Here is a 19,960-nt window from a genome sequence, read left to right as displayed (position 1 = left end):
CATTCACAGGCAACGGAAATTTAGAGGTATACCACCCGGCCTCAGGCCAGATTACTGGCAACAGCCGCAGCATGAACCATCTCTGACCTGACGCCCGGGCACGAACAGGAAGTAATTCTCCAGTGTAATGTGCTCCATCAGATCGTCGATCAGCCCGGTAAGCCCCAGGTACAGATTGCGCCAGCTGGTGCAGGCTCCTGAGGGTAACTGCAGCTCATTGGTTATGCGCAGAATGTCGGCAATGGTTTGCAGATGATCGTCGTGCTCACCCTGCATCACACTGATAGGTCCACCGGGATACATGCCACCTGCCAGCATAGGAAACAGTATCTGTTCTTCTTTCTGCATGTGATTTTCCAGATCCGCCTTCACGTCACGCAACAGAGCAGATAATCCATGCGGACATGCCGATGAATCACTGTGTACACGTTCCACTTTTGTGGCCAGCATAATCAGCTCAGGTAACTGTTGACGGTGGCGCTCGTGAAAACGTTCAAGAATATATGAGATCAGTTCTTTACTTGAGTATTCAGACCAGTCTTTGATATCGGTTTCGTCGGCCACGCTAAGGATCTTCCCGGTCACCTCCTGCACATCAGCGCCACAGGACTGCAACGCCTGAGCAAGCGAGACATCCCCCTGGGTACAGAAGTTAATATTAAAGGTGCGCAAAATACCGGATGCACCAGGTACGCTGGTTGCCACTTCACACAGTGGACGCTGTAACATTTCCATAGAATCTCCGCTTATGATTTTTATATTAAGTCAGCAAAATTCAGGCCAGTTACAGAGATCAGGAACCATCTGATTTCAGGCAATTTGTGGGTATAAAAAACCATTATCAATCCGGGTAATATTTACTGAAAGGTTATTTTTACCGGAATAAAGCCATGATTATTAGCGACCTCATCAGACTGATGAACGAGGAGTGCACGACAAGCTGTTACGAAAAAATCACTTTGCTGATACGGCAGCATTTTAACTGTGGTGCTGTTGTGCTGTTACGCTTACGGGGTGATTTCCTTAAGCCAGAAGCCACATGCGGTCTGGCTGAAGAAGCCCTGGGAAGACGCTTTGTGCTGGCGCAGCATCCGCGACTGGCAGCGATTATGACCTCCGCCGACGGCCTGCGCTTTCCTACAGACAGCGCGCTGCCAGATCCCTATGATGGCCTGCTGGAAAGTCAGCCCGGCAGTCCCCTGCCAGTGCATGACTGTATCGGTATTCCACTTTACTGTGACGGCGAAGCCTGGGGTGCGCTAACGCTCGATTCCCTCACCCCCGGCGCATTCACACAGACGCTCAGCGAGCTTCAGACTTGCCGTCCGGTTATTGAAACGATTATCCGCCTGCATACACTGGAGGAAAAAATTTCCATTCTGCAACGCAACCGCCTTGCAGAACATCCGGTTATGGGCAATACCGATGGAGTCGGCGACATTATTGGTCACTCAGATGCCATTAAGGCCATACGGCATGAACTGGATGTGGTTGCCATGTCCGACCTTCCTGTCCTTCTGCTCGGTGAGACCGGCGTGGGTAAGGAACTGTTTGCTGCCTATCTGCATCGAAAATCAGACCGGGCTAACCGGCCTATGGTATACATTAATTGCGCAGCACTACCGGAAAATCTGGCAGAAAGCGAGCTGTTCGGCCATGTAAAAGGAGCGTTTTCCGGCGCAGGAGCTGACAGGGCAGGTCGCTTTGAAAGCGCCGATAAAGGAACACTTTTTCTGGATGAAGTTGGCGAACTCCCTCTGCCGGTTCAGGCAAAATTACTACGGGTACTGCAGAATGGCGAAATTCAGCGCCTCGGCAGTGATAAGCTGAAGCAGGTCAATGTACGTATTGTGGCCGCCACTAACCGTGACTTGCGCAGGCAGATTAAAGACGGTGCCTTCCGTGCCGATCTTTATCATCGTTTATCGGTATATCCCGTCCCGATTCCACCACTGCGTGAGCGCGAAAAAGACATCCCATTGCTGGCGGGGTATTTTCTCGAGCAGAACAGAGCCCGTCTTGGTTTGCGCAGCCTGCGGCTGAGTCCCGATGCATCCGCTTCTCTTCTGCAGTACAACTGGCCAGGTAATGTACGCGAGCTGGAACATGCCATCAGCCGCGCCGCCATTAAGGCCTTAAGCCGGGGTGCGCAAAAGCACGATATTGTCACACTCGACAGCCGGCTGCTGGATCTTGATATAGCAGAGGTGGATTCAGCCTTATTCATGTCAGACGACAAAGCTGAAACCATTATTTCTGCAACGCAGGGCATGCCAATGAAAGAAGCGGTACAGTATTTCCAGCGGGTAGTCATTATGCGTGAGTTGCAACGCCAGAAAGGCAGTTGGAGCAAAACAGCAAGGGCATTTTCCCTTGATGCAAGCAATCTGCATAAACTGGCGCAAAAGCTCGACATTAAATAAAAAAGCCCGGAATAATCCGGGCTTCCTTTTTAATACACTCAGTAAATATCGTGCTGGGTGTTTTTAACGTTGAATTTACCGGTAGGAGTAATCAGACGCTTATCCTTAATTACCTTCTTAAGCTTCAGCGTTTTATCATCGACCACTACAATGGCTGACTCTTCTTCCTTACCGTTCCAAACCGAGAACCAGACTTCGTTACCTTCGGCATTGAACTCCGGCTGAACAACACGGCGCGATCCATCTTTCAGGCCGGCCCATTCAGCAATCGGCAGTACGGTATAGCCTTTATCAAGATTTTTGATATCAAAGACCGCGATCGACTGACTGACGCTGGCTACCGGGTTAAATGGTGTATCCAGATACAGGTGATCTGACTTCGGATGCGTTTTAATAAACAGCGATCCACCACCCTGCCCCTTCAGAACTTTAACCACTTTCCAGGCGTTATCCGCATGCTTATCCGGGTCAGTACCAATCAGGGAAATACTGTCATCCCCCAGGTGACTGGTTGCCCACACCGGTCCAAATTCCGGGTGTACAAAGTTAGCACCGCGCCCCGGATGCGGAATCTTACCTACATCAATCAGAGCGGCCATCTTACGTTCTTTCGAATCGATAACCGCCACTTTGTTGGACTGGTTGGCCGCCGTCAGGAAGTAACGGTGAGAAACGTCCCAGCCACCATCGTGCAGGAAAGGTGCTGTACCGATTTCTGTCACGCTCAGGTTGTCGATATCTTCATAGTTCACCAGCAGAACTTTGCCGGTTTCCTTCACGTTAACGATAAACTCCGGATGCTCGTGCGATGCGATAATCGCCGCAACACGTGGCTCTGGATGGTACTCCTGCTTATCCACTGTCATGCCACGGGTGGAAACAATTTTAATTGGCTCCAGAGTTTCACCGTCCATGATGGTGTATTGTGGCGGCCAGTAGGAACCAGCGATGGCGTATTTATCCTCAAAGCCCTCGTACTTGGAGGTCTCAACAGAACGCGCTTCCAGACCAACTTTAATCTCAGCCACCCGGGCTGGTGTCTTAGGCCACAGGTCGATCATATCGATTCTGGCATCACGGCCAATCACAAACAGATAGCGCCCTGATGCCGACAAGCGGGAAATATGTACGGCGTAACCAGTTTCAATGGTGGTTACAATTTTCTTGGTATCACCATCAATCAGCGCAATCTTGCCGTCATCACGCAAGGTAACGGAAAACAGGTTTGGCAGGTTCAGCTTGTTAAGCTGTTTCTTAGGACGATCCTCAGGTTTCACCAGAACCTTCCAGGACTCACGCATCTTTTCCATCCCCCACTCAGGAGGTGTTGGTGGCTCATGCATCACGTACTTGGCCATCAGCGTGACCTGTTCCGGGGTAAATTCGCCGGATGACCCCCAGTTCGGCATCCCCGCCGGCGAACCGTAATTGATCAGTGCTTCCAGATAGGGCAGACCGCGCTCCTGGGTAATATCCGGTGTCAGCGGCTTGCCGGTTGCTCCTTTACGTAATACACCATGGCACCCGGCACAACGCTGAAAGTAGATCTCTTTCGCTTGCGCGAATTCATCTTCTGTCAGATCCGGCGCCCCTTCGCTGTGCACCACGCGCAGACTGGCAGGATCAACTGCCGATGCTTCTCCCTGATACGCTGCATTGGCATTTTCCGGATTCGGGGCCGCAGCCACCGCCAGACTGAATGTCGCTGCAACCACGCACAACGGATGCTTCAGAAATTTCATGATTCTTCCTCTCTCGTGCTTGTAATGTAATCCAGTACCCTACTACTGACCGACGGTAAAAATACGCTCCGGCCAGCCGCACCTCATCTGTAAAAAGATCCTAGTGCCTCAGGCAATATTAGAACTGATACAGATCAACGAATTATCAGGTCAACTATTTCAGATAAGTTAAATCATTATTTTTCATTTTTTATATGCATGGTAAATAAAACCATTAAAAGGTAAAAACAACCAACGAACAATATGAACCAAAACAAGAAGAAAACAAAAGTTGTTGTTTTTCAATAACTTAAAATAAACCGTTAAAATTAAAACAAGATCAAATCCGGTTAAAATAACCACGAAATCTCACCGATACCCATTAATGGGTACACTCATGCCCATGATTCGGTATTTATAGATCTGGTTAAAAATACCAGCATTGCACGCCTATATACCGGCTGCGGAAAAGCCATGAATATTGCCGATAAGCATCACCAAAATAACCATCAAGAACGTTTCTATTGCCCACAAGGCAATGAAGTTGATGTATTTCTTCATGCCAGTAAAAACCAGTTACCTGTCATGATAAAAGGCCCCACCGGCTGTGGAAAAACCCGCTTTGTTGAGCACATGGCCAGCCGCTTAAATCGGCCACTTTATACAGTGGCCTGTCATGACGATCTCACCGCTGCCGATCTGATTGGCCGCTTCCTGATCGGTAAAGACGGCACCTTCTGGCAGGACGGCCCACTGACCCGTGCCGTGCGCGAAGGCGCCATCTGTTATCTGGATGAAGTCATTGAAGCACGCAAAGATACAACCGTGGTTATTCACCCACTGACCGACGACCGGCGCATCCTGCCTCTCGACGGTACCGGTGAACGCTTACAGGCAGCACCGGGCTTTATGCTGGTGATGTCTTATAACCCGGGTTACCGCAACCTGATGAAAGGCCTGAAACCCAGCACCCGCCAGCGCTTTGTCAGCCTGTCCTTTGATTACCCGGATACGGCACAGGAAGTCAGAATCGTATGCCATGAAACCGGTATTTCTCAGGAGATTGCTCATGGCCTGGTAATGGCCGCGCAGGCATTGCGCAGTCTGCGCGACAGCGACCTTGAAGAAGCCCCTTCCACACGCCTGTTAATTCTGTGCGCGCAACTGATCAACAGCGGCCTGAGTCACGCCTCTGCCTGTCGCGCCGCTCTGACCGAAACCCTGAGTGATGACCCATCGACGCAGGAAGCCATTGAAGATGTTATCCGCGCGCATTTTCCGATGCCTGCGGAGCACCGTGTTTAAGCTCAAGAAGAGGAAATATTATGTCGGAACGTTTTACCAAGGGCATGGCCCGCAACATTTACTACGGCGGAGGCGCATTTTTCTTTTTGCTCTTCGTCGCACTCACTTTTGATACTGTCACGGTTTTGCCCAAGCGCGAAAACCGCGATCAGCTGACAGCACAGGTCGCCCACGGCAAGGCACTCTGGGAAGAGAACAACTGTATCGGCTGCCACACACTGTTGGGTGAAGGTGCTTATTTTGCGCCGGAACTGGGCAACGTATTTAAACGCCGTGGTATGGAAAACGAAGCAGTATTCAAAGCGTATTTTTCAGCCTGGCTGAAAGCCATGCCAACCGGTGTTGAAGGCCGTCGTCAGATGCCGCAATTCCATCTCAACGATGAAGAACTGAACGATCTTGCCGAATTTTTAATCTGGACATCACGCATTAACACCAATGACTGGCCACCAGGCATCGAAGGTTAATCCGTGGAAACCAGTGTTATTTAATTAAGGACGTAAACCATGAAGTATCAAAGTCAGGCGGTTGCCAAACCATACTTCGCCTTTGCCATACTGCTGTTTATCGGTCAGATTGTATTTGGTCTGATTCTCGGCACACAGTACATCATCGGCGACTTTCTTTTCCCCGAAATTCCTTTTAACGTTGCGCGCATGGTGCACACCAACCTGCTGATTGTGTGGTTGCTGTGCGGCTTTATGGGTGCAACTTACTATCTGGTTCCTGAAGAAACCCAGTGCGAACTGTTCAGTCCGAAACTGGCGTGGATTCTGTTCTGGGCCTACGCCATCGCCGGTACTCTGACCATTATCGGTTATCTCTCCGTGCCTTATGCCACACTGGCAGAAATTACAGGCAACGACATATTGCCAACCATGGGGCGTGAATTTCTTGAACAACCCACCATTACCAAAGTGGGAATTGTGATTGTTGCCCTGGGCTTCCTGTTTAACGTCGGCATGACCATTTTGCGCGGACGAAAAACCGTTATTAATATGGTCCTGATCACTGGTCTGCTGGGTCTGGCCGTATTTTTTCTGTTCTCGTTCTACAACCCAAGCTCACTGACTCTGGATAAGTATTTCTGGTGGTGGGTTGTGCATCTGTGGGTGGAAGGCGTGTGGGAACTGATTCTGGGCAGCATCCTGGCCTTTATTCTGATCAAAACCACCGGCGTCGACCGTGAAGTGGTGGAAAAATGGCTGTACCTGATCATCGGCATGGCACTGATCAGCGGTATTCTCGGTACCGGCCACCATTACTTCTACATAGGCACACCGGATTACTGGTTATGGATTGGCTCTGTCTTCTCCGCCATTGAACCTCTGCCGTTCTTTATGATGATGGTGTTTGCCTTCAGCATGATCAAACAGCGTCGTCGCGAACATCCGAATAAAGCGGCAATGACCTGGGCATCGGCCTGTACCATTATGGCTTTCCTCGGTGCAGGCGTATGGGGCTTTATTCATACCCTGGCACCGGTGAATTATTACACTCATGGTTCACAAATTACCGCAGCCCACGGCCACCTGGCGTTCTTCGGCGCCTACGTCATGATTGTGCTGGCAATTATCTCCTTCGCCTGGCCACAACTGAATGGTCGTCAGAGCAACAGCCCTGCGGCGCAAAAGGTGGAAATTGCCTCGATCTGGGTCATGTGTCTGTCAATGCTTGCCATTACCTTACTGCTGACCGCAGCCGGCGTCATTCAGGTGATGCAGCAACGCGTACCGGCGGATGGTATTGCCATTGGCTTTATGGCGACTCAGGACCTGATCGTGCCGGTTTACTGGGCGCGCCTGGTAGCCGGCATGGCATTTACCGTGGGCGTATTCATGTACCTGGCGAGCTTCCTGGTGGCTGGTCGCACCCGCGACCAGGCACCAGCCCTGGCAGCCAACGCCTGAATGGAGCGGGCCGCCTGACGGCGGCCCAGACACTATGTCGAACCGCGTACCTGCCACCCGCCTTTTGCTGCGCAGCCTGTTTTTTCTGCTGTTTGTGCTGGCACCGGTTCTGGATATTTTCCGCCTCGATCTGAGCCGTGGAAATTTTATTATTTTTGGCTCCGACTGGACGCTTAATCTGCTGCCCAGTGCCGGACAGGACGCCACATCGGTTACCACCAATCTGCTGCTGCGACTGGCGCTGCCGGTACTGTGCACGCTGGTATTACTTCTCGTACTGGTCTGGCGCTATGGCCGGATTTACTGCGGCTGGTTGTGCCCGCATTTCAGCATGGTGGAATTACTCGATCAGAAAATGCAGCACTGGCTGGGACGACGCTCCGTCTGGGAAAAACCCAGCCATGCGGCCCGCCGCGGTGCACGGCTGGTAATTGCGTTATGGATCTTCGCCAGCGCGTTTTTGTGGGCGGTCAGTCTGCTCAGTTATCTGTGGCCGCCACTCGATATATGGCGTCAGCTATGGGATCTGCAGCCGCAACCCTATGTGCTGATCTTTCTGCTGGTTGCCACCACCCTGTTTGCGCTGGAATTTACCCTGGCACGCCACTGGTTCTGCCGCTATGGCTGTGCGGTCGGCATTTTCCAGAGCCTGATCTGGAGCATCAGCCCGAAAGCTCTGGTCATTCACTTTCAGCGGCAGCGCGGCCGCGAATGCCGCGACTGCCACGCCTGTGATCAGGCCTGCCCGATGCGCCTGCCGGCACGGGCACGCAAGCAACGCAAAATTACCTGCACTCAATGTGGCCAGTGTGTAAGTGCCTGCCATGATGTGCAACGCAACAATCCTGCAGGCCCGCTGCTGCACTGGCAGCAGGGCGAAGCACCTGTTTCCGCGCGGATTCCGGTCCGCAGCAAGGAGTAACCCTGTGGAAGAAGCCGTAGGAATACGCTGGCACAAACTGATAACCCACATGGCACAGCTGAGCTACCCGCAACACAGTGCCAGTCTTACCAATGAGCAGCAGCGACTGGCGCTGGTGCTCAGGGCTCTGGGGGGGGATGCTGGCCTGAATATACGCGTGGCGGCCGAACGCCGCGTGCATTCCTCTCGCCACCTGCTGCAGAAAATCGCCGGTACCGGACTGCGCTGGCCATTGGCATGGCGTGACCATGACACCCTGTATCTGCCGGCAGAAATCGCTCTGTATCCGGATGAGGGCCACAACCGCGACCTCTACCTGTGGCTGACGGCGCTCGCCTCCTGCAATCCGCTGACGGAACAGGGTAACTGGTTCAGTGGTAATCAACAGGCGGTGCTGCGCTGCCTGCGGCGTTTCCCCGGCCTGAGCGCGGTTTATCAGCGTCTGGTCGACGCAGAAACAAACGCGCGCCGGCAACGTATCCGCCCGCGTCGTGGCGGCGAAGTCCGCGAGCAGGCCATAGTGCAGGCCTTGCAGAATCCGGGGACCTGTACTCAGCTACCGGACGGCCCCGGCGACCCGGATCCGGTTCCGCTGTGGCTGTATCCGGCCGTCAACAGTGGTGCAGCACCGGTCAGACGGCGTGACAGCGACAGTGACGATCAGGGAGCCGGAAGCAGCCAGCAGAATGCCGGTCTGCGCCGTCAGGCCAGCTACGCCGAAGACCCGGACAGCCGTCATAGTCTGACGCTGTTCCGCCTGGAGAGCCTGCTGTCCTGGTCCGAGTTCATTCCGCTCGACCGCGCCAGCGACGATACCGGCGACGAAGACGCCAGCCGGGTCGCCGAAGATCTCGATAACATCACCCTGTCCACCAGTCGCGGGCGCGTAGCATCGCGTATCCGTCTGGATCTGGATCTGCCCAGCGCTGCAGAGGACGACATCCCGCTCAGCACAGGCAATCTCTACCCTGAATGGGACTACCGCAAACAGCGCCTGCTGAATGATTACTGCCGCGTAATTCCCATGCTGCCACGCGCCGCCGTTGCGGCACCGCTGCCGCCTCATTTGCAACCACTGGCCCGGCGCCTGCGGCGCCAGTTTGCTGCGTTTGGCCAGCAGCCACTGCGGCAGAAACATCAGCTGCAGGGTCAAGCCCTCGACCTTAACGCCTGTATCACGCATCAGGTGCAGCGCCAGCAGGGGAATGCCAGCAGCCATGCCCGGGTCTGGCAGCAGCAACAGCCACAAGGCCGCGATCTTTCCTGCCTGGTGCTGGCCGATCTGTCGTTATCCACGGATGCCTGGGCCAACAACGAACGCCAGGTCATTGATGTGATCCGTGACAGCCTGCACCTGCTCGGCGAGGCGCTGGATGCCAGCCAGGACAATTTTGCTCTGTATGGTTTTTCATCGCGCCGCCGTGATCATGTGCGGCTGAATATGATCAAAAACTTCCGCGAACCCATGAACAACGTCATTCACGGCCGCATTCAGGCGCTGAAACCCGGCTATTACACCCGCATGGGCGCCGCCATCCGTCAGGCTGGCGATATTATTAATGACCATCCGGCAGATAAGCGTCTGCTGCTGATTCTGACCGATGGCAAACCCAATGATCTCGATCTGTACGAAGGCCGCTACGGACTGGAGGACACCCGCATGGCATTGCTGGAAGCACGGCGCGCCGGGATTATTACTTATTGCGTCACCATTGATCAGAGTACCGGGGATTACATTCCTTACGTGTTCGGCCATCAGGGATATTTCCGTCTGAGCCGGGCCGATCAGCTGCCAGCCATATTACCGGGCCTGTACCTGAACCTGAGTGGTAAACTGCAATGAACATGCAGCAACAGATTCAGCAGCCGGAAACAGGATATCTGCCAGGGGATATGGCTCTGTGGTATTTCCTGTGTGCTGAACTGGGCGTGTTCGCCTTATTAATTGCCGGTTCGGCGCTGGTGCGCATCAGCCACCCTGATCTTTTTCAAAGCGGAATGGCTGTGTTACATCCGCTGGCGGGTGTAATTAATACCCTGGCATTAATTTCCGGCAGCTACTGCGTGGCCCGGGCAGTTATCTGCGTCCGTCATCAGTCACCACTGGCTTACCGTTTTTTTATCGCCACAGCCCTGACAGGCATGATCTATATCAGCGTCAAACTATGGGAATACCAGTCATTATTAAGCGATGGCTACTCCCTGCATTACGACGCGTTTTTTACTTTTTATTTTCTGGCCACCTTTTTTCATTTTATGCATGTCGTCGCCGGAGTCGTCATTGTGCTGATTTACGCCAGAGCTCTTAAAAAAAACGGGCGCAATGAAAACAGCATCAGCCACAGTGAAAGCGTTGCTGCCTACTGGCACATGGTGGACCTGGTGTGGATCGTATTGTTTCCGGCGCTTTACTTTATGCGGGGATGAACATGAAAAGCGGTGTAACGACAGCAACAACTGCGCTGCGCTGGCGCTGGCTGATCATGTGTATGCTGACTCTGACCCTGGCGTTGTTTCCGCATGAAGCACTGTTTGCCCTGCCGCTGATCGTATTTTCAGCTGCTGCAGCTTTACTGAAAGGCATCTGGATTATTAATGATTTTATGGAACTGAAGCATGCACCGCCCATGCTCAGAAGAATGCTGATGTTGTGGCTGCTGCTGACAACATCTGCTGTTACAACAGCTGCCCTGTGGCAGTCATAAGCCGCTTGCGGCAAAACAAGGAGAAAGAAGATGAAAAATCTTATCGTGATTACTGCGCTTGCAGGTGCCTTACTGTCCAATGGTGCCATCGCTGCCGACGCCGCAGCAGGCAAAGCAAAATCCGGCGTATGTGCCGCCTGTCATGGTGTCGATGGTAACAGTATGGTGCCTATGTATCCGAAACTGGCAGGTCAGCATCCGGCTTATCTGGAAGCTGCACTGAAAGCCTACCGTGACGGTCAGCGTACCGGTGGCAATGCCGCCATTATGGCACCTATGGCCAAAACTCTGAGCGATGCCGACATCGCAGATCTGGCCGCGTACTTCAACAGCCAGGCACACAAGTAAGACCTGATGTGTGGCGGTAGCAATACCGCCACATACTCACAAATAGGTAGACATTAACCGTTATTTCGTTAATTCCCCTGCCCGTCGTAAATCCCCTCATTGCCAAGCGGAAAAACGCCAGACACCCTGACAACAGGTTTTAATTTAGGATAACTTTTATGGCAAAAAATACCCTGCCACTGGTTTATTCCTGCTCAGGCTGTTCCCAGGTTGCACAGCTGGCTAACCGTATCGCTGTCCGCCTTGACCGCAGCGGCCAGGCAGAAATGTCGTGTATCGCCGGAGTAGGCGGCAATGTAAAACCTCTGTTACGCAAAGCCCGCCAGGCAGAAAGCATCATTGCTATCGATGGCTGCCCGCTGGCCTGCGTGCGCCATTGTCTGGAGAAGGCCGGCATTACCCGCTTCAACCATGTACTGCTGTCTGATCTCGGGCTGAAAAAACACGCTGATGAAGAGTACTCAGACGTTACAGAGCAACAGGTTATCGCCGGTCTGCTCCTGAACCGGCCCGAATATCAGTCATCGACTGAATGATTTTTAATTTTTTATTAATTCGCTTCAGTAACTGCCGGAAATTAATAGGTATTTTCTCTACCCATACAGCACCAGCAGCGAGCTGGCTGCATTTGAGCTGTGTCACCATAAGTGCGTTATGAATTAGCTAGCATCCGGATATGATTTTCGTCCGATGATGGATAGGGCAATGCACCAGGGAAAATGTCTTTTGTTCTTTGCTGTACTGATGGCGGTGATACCCGCTGCACAGTCAGAACTGCCGGAGGTGCGCCAGCAGCAGCTGGTTCATTTACTGCGCCATGATTGCGGTTCCTGTCATGGCATGACCCTGAAAGGCGGCCTTGGCCCTTCTCTTCTGCCCGGCCAGATCCGCAGCTCCGATCCGGCTTATCTGCGGCAAATCATTACCTACGGTATCCCCGGCAGTGCCATGCCTCCGTGGCAGCCACTGCTGTCGGCTGACGATATCGATTTTCTGGTGGAAACACTGATTCACCTGCCAGCGGAGACTGACTGATGAAACGAATTTTTCTCGCGAGTGCCTTTTTCCTGCTCACTGCCTGTTCGGTCCTGACGCCAGCCACGCGTTATCAGGCCAGCGGTGATCTAGGCGTTATTATTGCGCGCGAAAGCGGCGAACTGGTGGTTTTTAATAGCAGCAGCCGCCGCATTGTGCATACCGTCAGCGGACTTGGCGATTTATCCCACGCCTCCGTGGTGTTTTCACGCGATGAACGTTTTGCCTACGTCTTTGGCCGTGATGGCGGCCTCACCAAGGTCGACATACTGCAGGGGCAGATTGATAAACGCATTGTTCAGGGCGGTAACAGCATTGGTGGAGCCATCTCGCAGGACGGCAGTCTGATTGCCGTCTCCAACTACACTCCGGGCGGTGTGCGCGTATTCAGTGCCGATACGCTGGAGCTGGTAGCCGATATTCCGGCCACCTACACCGACGCCAGCGGACAACAGAAATTATCCAAAACCGTGGGACTGGTCGATGCTCCCGGTAATCGTTTTGTGTTCAGCCTGTTTGATGGCGCTGAGATGCAGATTGCCGACTTCTCTCATTTCGCAGCCGATGGCCAATTCAGCATCAAGCGCCATGCTCAGATTGGCAAAAATCCATACGACGCCCTGATTACCGCCAATGGTCATTACTACGTTGCCGGTCTGTTCGGCGAGCCGGGTATGGCGCGCCTTGATCTGTGGCACGACGATCAGGCACCGGTGCGGGTACTGCCGGACTATGGCGATAAAGACCAGGCGTTGCCTGTGTACAAAATGCCGCACCTGGAAGGCTGGGCCCAGGCCGGAAACTACCTGTTTGTACCGGGCGTCGGCCGTCATCAGGTGCTGGTGATCGACGCCGGCAGCTGGCAGCAGGTGGCTCATATTCCGGTGGCCGGCCAGCCGGTATTCGTGATGTCACGCCCGGATAACCGCGAAATCTGGGTGTCATTTGCCCATCCGGATAATGGCCAGATTCAGATTATCGACGCCGAAACACTGGCCATTACCGAGACACTGCAACCCGGCCCGGCCGTTTTGCATATGGAATTTTCACCCCGCGGTGAACAGGTCTGGGTATCCGTACGCGACCTGAATGAGGTGCAGCTGTATGACACCCGTACTCACCAGAAGCTGGCTACCCTGCCGGTTAAAAGCCCGAGCGGTATATTCCTCACCCGCCGCGCCCACGTGACCGGCCTGTAGGAGATGAGCATGCAGCACCCACCTCTGAGCGAACTGCAGAAAGCCATTCTCGACCTTTATCAGCAAAGCCTGCCAGCCTCGCTGACGCCGTTTGCCGATATGGCCACGGCACTTAACTGCAGCGAAACCGATGTCATTAATGCGCTTAATCAGCTGCTCGAGTATGGCGTGGTTAAACGTTTTGGTCCGGTGTTTGACCACCAGCGCGCTGGGGCCAGCACCCTGGTGGCCATGGCCGTCGACGCCGGCAAACTGGAAGAAGAGGCCCTGCGTCTCAACGCCTTTGCCGGTCTCAATCACAATTACGAGCGCGAACACCAGTACAACCTGTGGTTTGTCCTGACCGCCAGCAGCGAACAACAGCTGCAACTGAAACTGCAGGAAATCTGCGCCTGCCATCCATGGCCGGTACTGATTCTGCCTATGGAGCAGTCTTACCACATCAATCTGGGGTTCCCACTGCAATGGACAAGGAGTCAGCATGAATCCGCAACACAGCATTGAGCAGCAGCTGAAATTTCTGTTGCAACAGGGGCTGCCGATCCACAGCCGCCCTTACGAACAACTGGCGCGTCAGGTTGGCAGCGATGAAGCCACGGTTTACCAGCTGATTCAGCGCTGGCAACAGGAAGGCCTGATACGCCGCATGGGCGCTATCGCTGATCACCACAAACTCGGTTATCAGGCCAATGCCATGGTGGTATTCGACGTGCCGGGTCATCTGGTCGATGAACTGGGTCAGCGCATCGCCGCCACCGGCCAGGTAAACCTGTGCTACCGCCGCCCGCGCCGGCCACAGTGGCCCTATAACCTGTTCTGCATGATTCACGGCCGTGAACGGGATCAGGTACTGCAGGCCATCAACGACCTGCGCAACGACTGTGAACTGCATGCCTTTTCGTACGATGTACTGTTCAGTCGCCGTCAATTCAAACAATGCGGTGGCAGTTATTTCCGGCCGGTACGCAGTGGAGACAACCATTATGGCCACTGATCAGCAACTGCTGCTGGCCGACCCACTGAACCGCCAGCTGATCAACCGTCTGCAACACGGATTGCCATTGTGCCACGCTCCTTATCAGGCGCTGGCAGAAGAACTGGGCACCAGCAGCAGCGACATCCTGCAGCGCATCAGCCAGTTTCTGGACAGCGGACTGGCCAGCCGTTTTGGCCCCATGTTCCAGATCGAACGGGCCGGCGGCGCTTTCACTCTGGTGGCCACCCATGCGGATGAGGACGACTTTGACCGCGTGGTATCCATCATCAACGCCCGTCATGAAGTCGCTCACAACTACCGCCGCGATCACCGGCTCAATATCTGGTTTGTACTCGCCTGCGAGCGTCCGCAAGACGTGCCACAGGTTCTGCAGGAACTGGAGCTGGCCACAGGTTGCCGCATGCTTAACTTTCCCAAGGAGCAGGAATTTCATGTGCAGCTCTACCTCCCCGTCTGAGCCGACACTCAGCCCCCTGCAGCGACAGCTGATGCACATCACCCAGCATGGCCTGCCGCTTACCGAACACCCTTACCAGACGCTGGCCGAACAGCTTGCGGTAACAGAAGCAGAGGTACTCAGCGCGCTGCAACAGATGCAGGACAGCGGCGTTATCCGCCGCATCGCTCTGGTGCCGAATCATTACGCCATCGGCTACCGCTTTAACGGCATGAGCGTCTGGCAGATAAAACCAGATCAGCTGCAACAGGCCGGACAGCGGCTGGCTGCCAGTGGCTGGGTCAGTCACTGCTACCAGCGCCCGACCCACGGCACAGAATGGCCTTATAACCTGTTCGCCATGGTGCACGGCACCAGCCGCGCGCAGGTCGATGAACTGCTGCAACAGATAAAGACTCTGCTGGGTGACAGCTGCCTCAGCCACGATGTGCTGTTCAGCAGCGCCATTCTGAAAAAAACCGGCCTGCGCCTGACGGCCACCAACCAATAACCGGAGGTTCCTATGTTCCGACTGACCCAACAGATGGAATGGCTGATGTCCGGCCAGCCACTGCCACCCGCCCGCAAGCCGCCAGGCCCGGTGGTGATCTGGAACCTGATCCGTCGCTGCAACCTGACCTGCAAACACTGCTACTCCACCTCGGCGGACACCCACTTCCGCGGCGAGCTGACGACTGAAGAAGTGTTCCGCACGCTGGAAGACCTGCGTCAGTTCAGAGTGCCTGCCCTGATCCTGTCCGGCGGCGAACCCCTGATGCGCCCCGATATTTACGACATCGCCCACAAAGCGCGCGAACTGGGTTTTTACGTCGGCCTGTCCACCAACGGCACACTGATTAATCAGGACAATATTCACGCCATCGCCAGCGCCGGCTTTGACTATGTTGGCATCAGCCTCGATGGTGACGAAGAAACCCACGACCGCTTCCGGCAAATGAAAGGTGCCTACCGCGCCTCGCTGGACGCCATGATGCTGTGCCGCGAACACGGCATCCGCGTTGGCGGGCGCTTTACCCTGACCGAAGAAAACGCCCCGCAATTGCCGGGCATGCTGGACCTGATGGACCGGCTGGATGTGGATAAATTCTATCTGTCACACCTCAACTATGCCGGCCGGGGTAACAAGAACCGCAAGCAGGACGCCTTCAGCCGCACCACCCGCGATGCCATGACTGCGCTGTTTGACCGCTGCCACGCCGAACTGAAAGCGGGAAAAAGCCGCGAATACGTAACCGGCAACAACGACGCCGACGCCATCTGGCTGCTGCAGTGGGCACGCGAGCACTATCCACAGCGGGCAGAGCTGCAGCGCCAGAAACTGGTGCACTGGGGCGGCAACTCATCCGGGGTAAACATCGCCAACATCGACAACCTCGGCAACGTTCACCCCGACACCTTCTGGTGGAACCATCACCTTGGCAACGTGCGCCAGCAGGCCTTCAGCAGTATCTGGCGCGACACTCAGGACCCGCTGATGCTTGGCCTGCGCCAGACCCCGCGCCCGGTCGAAGGACGCTGCGCCAGCTGTCAGTACCTGGATATCTGTGGTGGCAATACCCGTGTACGCGCCTATCAGCTTACCGGTAATCCCTGGGCTGAAGACCCTGCCTGCTACCTGACCGACGAAGAAATTAACCCAGATGGCCCACAGCAGATTCCACTGCTGCAGGCCTGAGTTGCGGAGAACACTATGCAAGCCTCTACAATCAGCCATCTGCTCAGCGCCGTTCCGGGAGACCCACCGCTGCAAGCGGGCGAAGTTGCCCTGGTTGGATCCGGGCCAGGAGACCCGGGCCTGCTTACCCTGCGCGCTCTGCATCTGATCAGCCAGGCCGATGTTGTGGTTTACGACCGTCTGGTCGGTGCCGGCATCATGGCGCTGATTCCCGCACAATGCCCGACCATCTACGTTGGCAAAGCCGCCGGTGACCACGTGTTACCCCAGGGTGAAATCAACCAGCTGCTGGTCAAACTGGCGCAGGAAGGAAAGCGCACGGTACGCCTCAAGGGGGGTGACCCTTATATTTTTGGCCGTGGTGGCGAAGAAGTGGAAGAGCTGCGTCAGGCTGGTATCCGCTACCGCGTGGTACCCGGTATTACCGCCGCCTCCGGCTGCGCCACCTATGCCGGTATTCCACTGACCCACAGGGATCATGCCCAGAGCTGCACCCTGATTACCGGCCATCTTAAAACCGACGGCGAACTGGATCTGAACTGGCAGGCACTGGCAGCCCCAGGTCAGACACTGGTGTTCTACATGGGCATTGGCGCAACGCCACTCATTGCCCGCCGCCTGCGCGAAGCGGGGCTGGCCGCGTCAACCCCGGCTGCCGTCATCGAACGCGGCACCACCGACCGCCAGCGCGTACTGCGCAGCACACTCAGTCAACTGCCCGACCTGATTGCGCGCGAAAACATAAAACCGCCCGCGCTGCTGATCATTGGCAGCGTCACCGGCATTGCCTATGACGAATTTCACCCCCTGACCGAGGAGGTCTCTGTATGCTGAAGCCGTTTAACCACTGGCTGCTGCCACTGCTGCTTGGCACTCTGTCAGCGCAGGCATGGGCCGAAACCGATACCGCCGCCAACCCCGAAGCAGTTCAAATCTACCAGGACAACTGCGCCGGCTGCCATGGCCAGCAACGCACCGGTGGCATGGGACCGGCCTTATTACCGGAAAGCCTGTCACGGCTGAAAAAACAGGAAGCGCTTAACGTCATTCTGCACGGCCGCGCCCTGACCCAGATGCCAGCCTTTGGCAATCAGATTGCCGAAGAAAAACTCAACCGTCTGGTTGATCTGATTTACACGCCCCCCGCCGAACCGCTGAGCTTTACCGCCGCCGATATTCAGGCCTCACGCGTACACTACCCACAGCCAGACAACGACAAACCGCTGTTCAGTGCCGACCCACAGAACCTGTTTATCGTGGTGGAACTGGGTGACCACTCAGCAACCCTGCTCGATGGCGACACCTTTACCCCAATCACCCGCTTTAAAACCCGCTTCGCCCTGCACGGTGGCCCCAAGTTCTCGCCGGATGGACGCTACGTATACTTTGCCTCACGTGATGGCTGGATCAGTAAATACGACATTTACAACATGGCCTGGCTGGCCGAAGTCCGCGTCGGCATTAACACGCGCAATCTCGCTATTTCCGACGACGGCCAGTACCTGATGGCCGCCAACTACCTGCCCGGCAATCTGGTGTTACTGAACAGCAAGGATCTCAGCCTGATCGACATTATTCCCGCCAGCAGTAACGGCGATAATTCACGCGTCAGCGCTGTTTACACGGCACCACCACGCGGCAGTTTTATTGCTGCGATGAAAGACATTGCCGAAGTGTGGGAACTGACACCCGGCGAAGATGGCGCTCAGGTGCGCAAAATAGCCACCCAGGATTATCTCGACGATTTCTTTTTTGATCAGGACTATCAACATCTGATTGGCTCGTCACGTAAAGGCGACAGCGCCACCGTGCTGAATCTCGACAGCGGTAAAGAAACAGCCAGACTGGATATTAAAGGCATGCCCCATCTCGGCTCCGGTATTACCTGGAAATATCAGGATACCGAAGTGCTGATGTCGCCCAACCTGAAAGACAGCCGCCTGACCATTATTGATATGAAAAACTGGAAAACCATCAAAGAAATCGACACCCAGGGCCCGGGATTCTTCGCCCGCAGCCATGATGGCAGCCCGTACGCCTGGTCCGATGTCTTTTTTGGCCCTAACCGGGACGTGATCAATATCATCGACAAAGAAACGCTGAGCATAGTAAAAACCCTGAAACCAATGCCCGGAAAAACCTCAGGCCATGTCGAATTTACCCGCGACGGACGCTACGCCTTATTAAGTGTCTGGGAAGATGACGGCGAACTGATTGTATACGACGCCAAAACACTGGAAGAAGTAAAACGCTTGCCGATGAAAAAACCATCCGGTAAATACAACGTCTACAACAAAACCCGCTATGTCCGTGGCACCAGCCACTGACAAAGAACTGTCATTATCAGGTTTAATAGTGTGGCAAAGGCCACACTATTAAATGCACAAACAAAGCACTCCATTAGCAAAATAAATACCAGCGAAATATAAAAAACTCTAATACTTATGAAATATTATTAATGTAATCATAAGCGGCCACACCATAAGGACTATTGGATATTATAAATCAAAGAATGGATGTAAAAAAAGAATTTAGCCTCCCTAACACACTGCCCGCTATGCAACAGAATAACCTTATAACTTATTAATTTTAATACCCGCATGGGCCTGACCGTCGAAGGTAAAAAAGAGCTGCTAGGCCTGTATTTATCGGATGCAGAGGGCGCGCATCATTGGTTGAGCGTATTAACAGACCTGCACAACCGTGGCGTTAAAGACATCCTCATTGCCTGTGTCGATGGCCTGAAGGGCTTCCCGGAAGCGATTCAAAGTATCTACCCGCACACCGAAATACAGCACTGCATAATCCACCAGATCCGCAACTCCATAAAATACGTGGCGAGCAAAAATCAGAAAGCCTTCATGGCCGATCTGAAGTGCGTCTACAAGGCAGCAACGCTGAACGCCGCAGAAATCGCTCTGGACGAGCTCGAAGTGAAATGGGGTGAGAAGTACCCAGTCGTGATTAAATCGTGGAGAACCAAGTGGGAGACGTTGTCAGCGTATTTTAAATATCCGGACTACGTGCGTACTGCAATTTACACGACCAACGCCGTCGAAGCCGTACACCGGCAGTTCAGAAAGCTCACCAAAACCAAAGGTGGATTCCCGAATGAGAACAGCTTGCTCAAGCTGTTGTACGCCGGTATGTTAAAAGCGTCAGAGCGCTGGACGCACCCGGTGCAAAACTGGAATCTGACGCTGTCGCAATTGTCGATTCACTTCGAAGGGCGACTGGACGCGCACATTGACTTGTGACTGGCT

General features: G+C 54.3%; 21 protein-coding genes and 1 pseudogene. 20 read left to right on the top strand and 2 right to left on the bottom strand.

Annotated elements, in window-relative coordinates; all coding sequences use genetic code 11:
• Positions 1-51: 51 nt before the first annotated feature.
• Positions 52-735, bottom strand: coding sequence for an iron-sulfur cluster repair protein YtfE (gene ytfE / locus I9W95_RS08930; protein WP_225674007.1), 684 nt, complete (start codon positions 733-735; stop codon positions 52-54).
• 155 nt (positions 736-890) lie between these two features.
• On the opposite strand from ytfE, the gene norR reads away from it, so the two are divergent.
• Positions 891-2,423, top strand: a complete 1,533-nt coding sequence (gene norR / locus I9W95_RS08925) for a nitric oxide reductase transcriptional regulator NorR (protein ID WP_225674005.1) — start codon at positions 891-893, stop codon at positions 2,421-2,423.
• 38 nt (positions 2,424-2,461) lie between these two features.
• On the opposite strand, the gene I9W95_RS08920 is transcribed toward norR, so the two are convergent.
• Entirely contained in the window at positions 2,462-4,165 is a 1,704-nt protein-coding gene (locus I9W95_RS08920; RefSeq protein WP_318653604.1) for a nitrite reductase, read from the bottom strand.
• 453 nt (positions 4,166-4,618) lie between these two features.
• On the opposite strand from I9W95_RS08920, the gene I9W95_RS08915 reads away from it, so the two are divergent.
• The 19 genes and pseudogenes from I9W95_RS08915 to I9W95_RS08825 all read left to right on the top strand — a co-directional run.
• On the top strand, positions 4,619-5,449 hold the full coding sequence (locus I9W95_RS08915) for a CbbQ/NirQ/NorQ/GpvN family protein (protein WP_225674002.1): 831 nt from the start codon (positions 4,619-4,621) through the stop codon (positions 5,447-5,449).
• A gap of 20 nt (positions 5,450-5,469) precedes the next feature.
• On the top strand, positions 5,470-5,916 hold the full coding sequence (locus I9W95_RS08910; RefSeq protein ID WP_225674000.1) for a c-type cytochrome: 447 nt from the start codon (positions 5,470-5,472) through the stop codon (positions 5,914-5,916).
• Positions 5,917-5,955: 39 nt separating this feature from the next.
• Entirely contained in the window at positions 5,956-7,359 is a 1,404-nt protein-coding gene (locus I9W95_RS08905) for a cbb3-type cytochrome c oxidase subunit I (protein WP_225673998.1), read from the top strand.
• Positions 7,360-7,393: 34 nt separating this feature from the next.
• Positions 7,394-8,281: a 4Fe-4S binding protein gene (locus tag I9W95_RS08900; protein ID WP_225673996.1), complete on the top strand. Its 888-nt coding sequence runs from the start codon at positions 7,394-7,396 to the stop codon at positions 8,279-8,281.
• 4 nt (positions 8,282-8,285) lie between these two features.
• On the top strand, positions 8,286-10,124 hold the full coding sequence (locus I9W95_RS18495; RefSeq protein WP_225673994.1) for a nitric oxide reductase activation protein NorD: 1,839 nt from the start codon (positions 8,286-8,288) through the stop codon (positions 10,122-10,124).
• Positions 10,121-10,708 (top strand): cytochrome c oxidase subunit 3, encoded by a 588-nt coding sequence (locus I9W95_RS08890; RefSeq protein WP_225673992.1) that lies wholly within the window; start codon positions 10,121-10,123, stop codon positions 10,706-10,708. Before I9W95_RS18495 ends, I9W95_RS08890 begins: the two co-directional genes overlap by 4 nt.
• A gap of 2 nt (positions 10,709-10,710) precedes the next feature.
• The gene (locus tag I9W95_RS08885) at positions 10,711-10,986 is read left to right on the top strand and encodes a cytochrome C oxidase subunit IV family protein (protein ID WP_225673990.1); all 276 of its coding nucleotides are present in this window, start codon (positions 10,711-10,713) and stop codon (positions 10,984-10,986) included.
• 30 nt (positions 10,987-11,016) lie between these two features.
• Entirely contained in the window at positions 11,017-11,334 is a 318-nt protein-coding gene (locus I9W95_RS08880) for a c-type cytochrome (protein WP_225673988.1), read from the top strand.
• Positions 11,335-11,492: 158 nt separating this feature from the next.
• Entirely contained in the window at positions 11,493-11,870 is a 378-nt protein-coding gene (locus I9W95_RS08875; protein WP_225673986.1) for a putative zinc-binding protein, read from the top strand.
• 169 nt (positions 11,871-12,039) lie between these two features.
• Complete coding sequence (locus I9W95_RS08870; RefSeq protein WP_225673984.1) at positions 12,040-12,369, top strand: c-type cytochrome; 330 nt, start codon at positions 12,040-12,042, stop codon at positions 12,367-12,369.
• Entirely contained in the window at positions 12,369-13,568 is a 1,200-nt protein-coding gene (locus tag I9W95_RS08865) for a cytochrome D1 domain-containing protein (protein WP_318653603.1), read from the top strand. The genes I9W95_RS08870 and I9W95_RS08865 overlap by 1 nt, the downstream gene beginning before the upstream one ends.
• A 9-nt stretch (positions 13,569-13,577) precedes the next feature.
• Complete coding sequence (locus tag I9W95_RS08860; RefSeq protein WP_225673982.1) at positions 13,578-14,072, top strand: Lrp/AsnC family transcriptional regulator; 495 nt, start codon at positions 13,578-13,580, stop codon at positions 14,070-14,072.
• Positions 14,050-14,562 carry a siroheme decarboxylase subunit beta gene (gene ahbB, locus I9W95_RS08855; RefSeq protein ID WP_225673980.1) on the top strand — a complete coding sequence of 171 codons (513 nt, stop codon included), beginning with the start codon at positions 14,050-14,052 and terminating at the stop codon, positions 14,560-14,562. The genes I9W95_RS08860 and ahbB (I9W95_RS08855) overlap by 23 nt, the downstream gene beginning before the upstream one ends.
• Positions 14,552-15,022 carry an AsnC family transcriptional regulator gene (locus I9W95_RS08850; protein WP_225673978.1) on the top strand — a complete coding sequence of 157 codons (471 nt, stop codon included), beginning with the start codon at positions 14,552-14,554 and terminating at the stop codon, positions 15,020-15,022. The genes ahbB (I9W95_RS08855) and I9W95_RS08850 overlap by 11 nt, the downstream gene beginning before the upstream one ends.
• Entirely contained in the window at positions 14,997-15,512 is a 516-nt protein-coding gene (ahbB, locus tag I9W95_RS08845; RefSeq protein WP_225673976.1) for a siroheme decarboxylase subunit beta, read from the top strand. Before I9W95_RS08850 ends, ahbB (I9W95_RS08845) begins: the two co-directional genes overlap by 26 nt.
• Before the next feature lie 12 nt (positions 15,513-15,524).
• Positions 15,525-16,697, top strand: a complete 1,173-nt coding sequence (gene nirJ / locus I9W95_RS08840; protein ID WP_225673974.1) for a heme d1 biosynthesis radical SAM protein NirJ — start codon at positions 15,525-15,527, stop codon at positions 16,695-16,697.
• A gap of 15 nt (positions 16,698-16,712) precedes the next feature.
• Positions 16,713-17,531 (top strand): uroporphyrinogen-III C-methyltransferase, encoded by an 819-nt coding sequence (gene cobA / locus I9W95_RS08835; RefSeq protein WP_225673971.1) that lies wholly within the window; start codon positions 16,713-16,715, stop codon positions 17,529-17,531.
• Entirely contained in the window at positions 17,525-19,024 is a 1,500-nt protein-coding gene (locus I9W95_RS08830) for a nitrite reductase (protein WP_225673969.1), read from the top strand. Before cobA ends, I9W95_RS08830 begins: the two co-directional genes overlap by 7 nt.
• Before the next feature lie 267 nt (positions 19,025-19,291).
• A pseudogene (locus I9W95_RS08825) lies at positions 19,292-19,954 on the top strand (IS256 family transposase); the annotation flags it as partial.
• Between the last annotated feature and the right edge of the window lie 6 nt (positions 19,955-19,960).

Source organism: Thalassolituus marinus (genome assembly GCF_020320395.1).
GTDB classification, from domain to species: Bacteria; Pseudomonadota; Gammaproteobacteria; order Pseudomonadales; family Oceanobacteraceae; genus Venatoribacter; species Venatoribacter marinus.
Note: the sequence above shows the minus strand (reverse complement) of the source record. Positions and strands in the feature narration are given on the sequence as shown.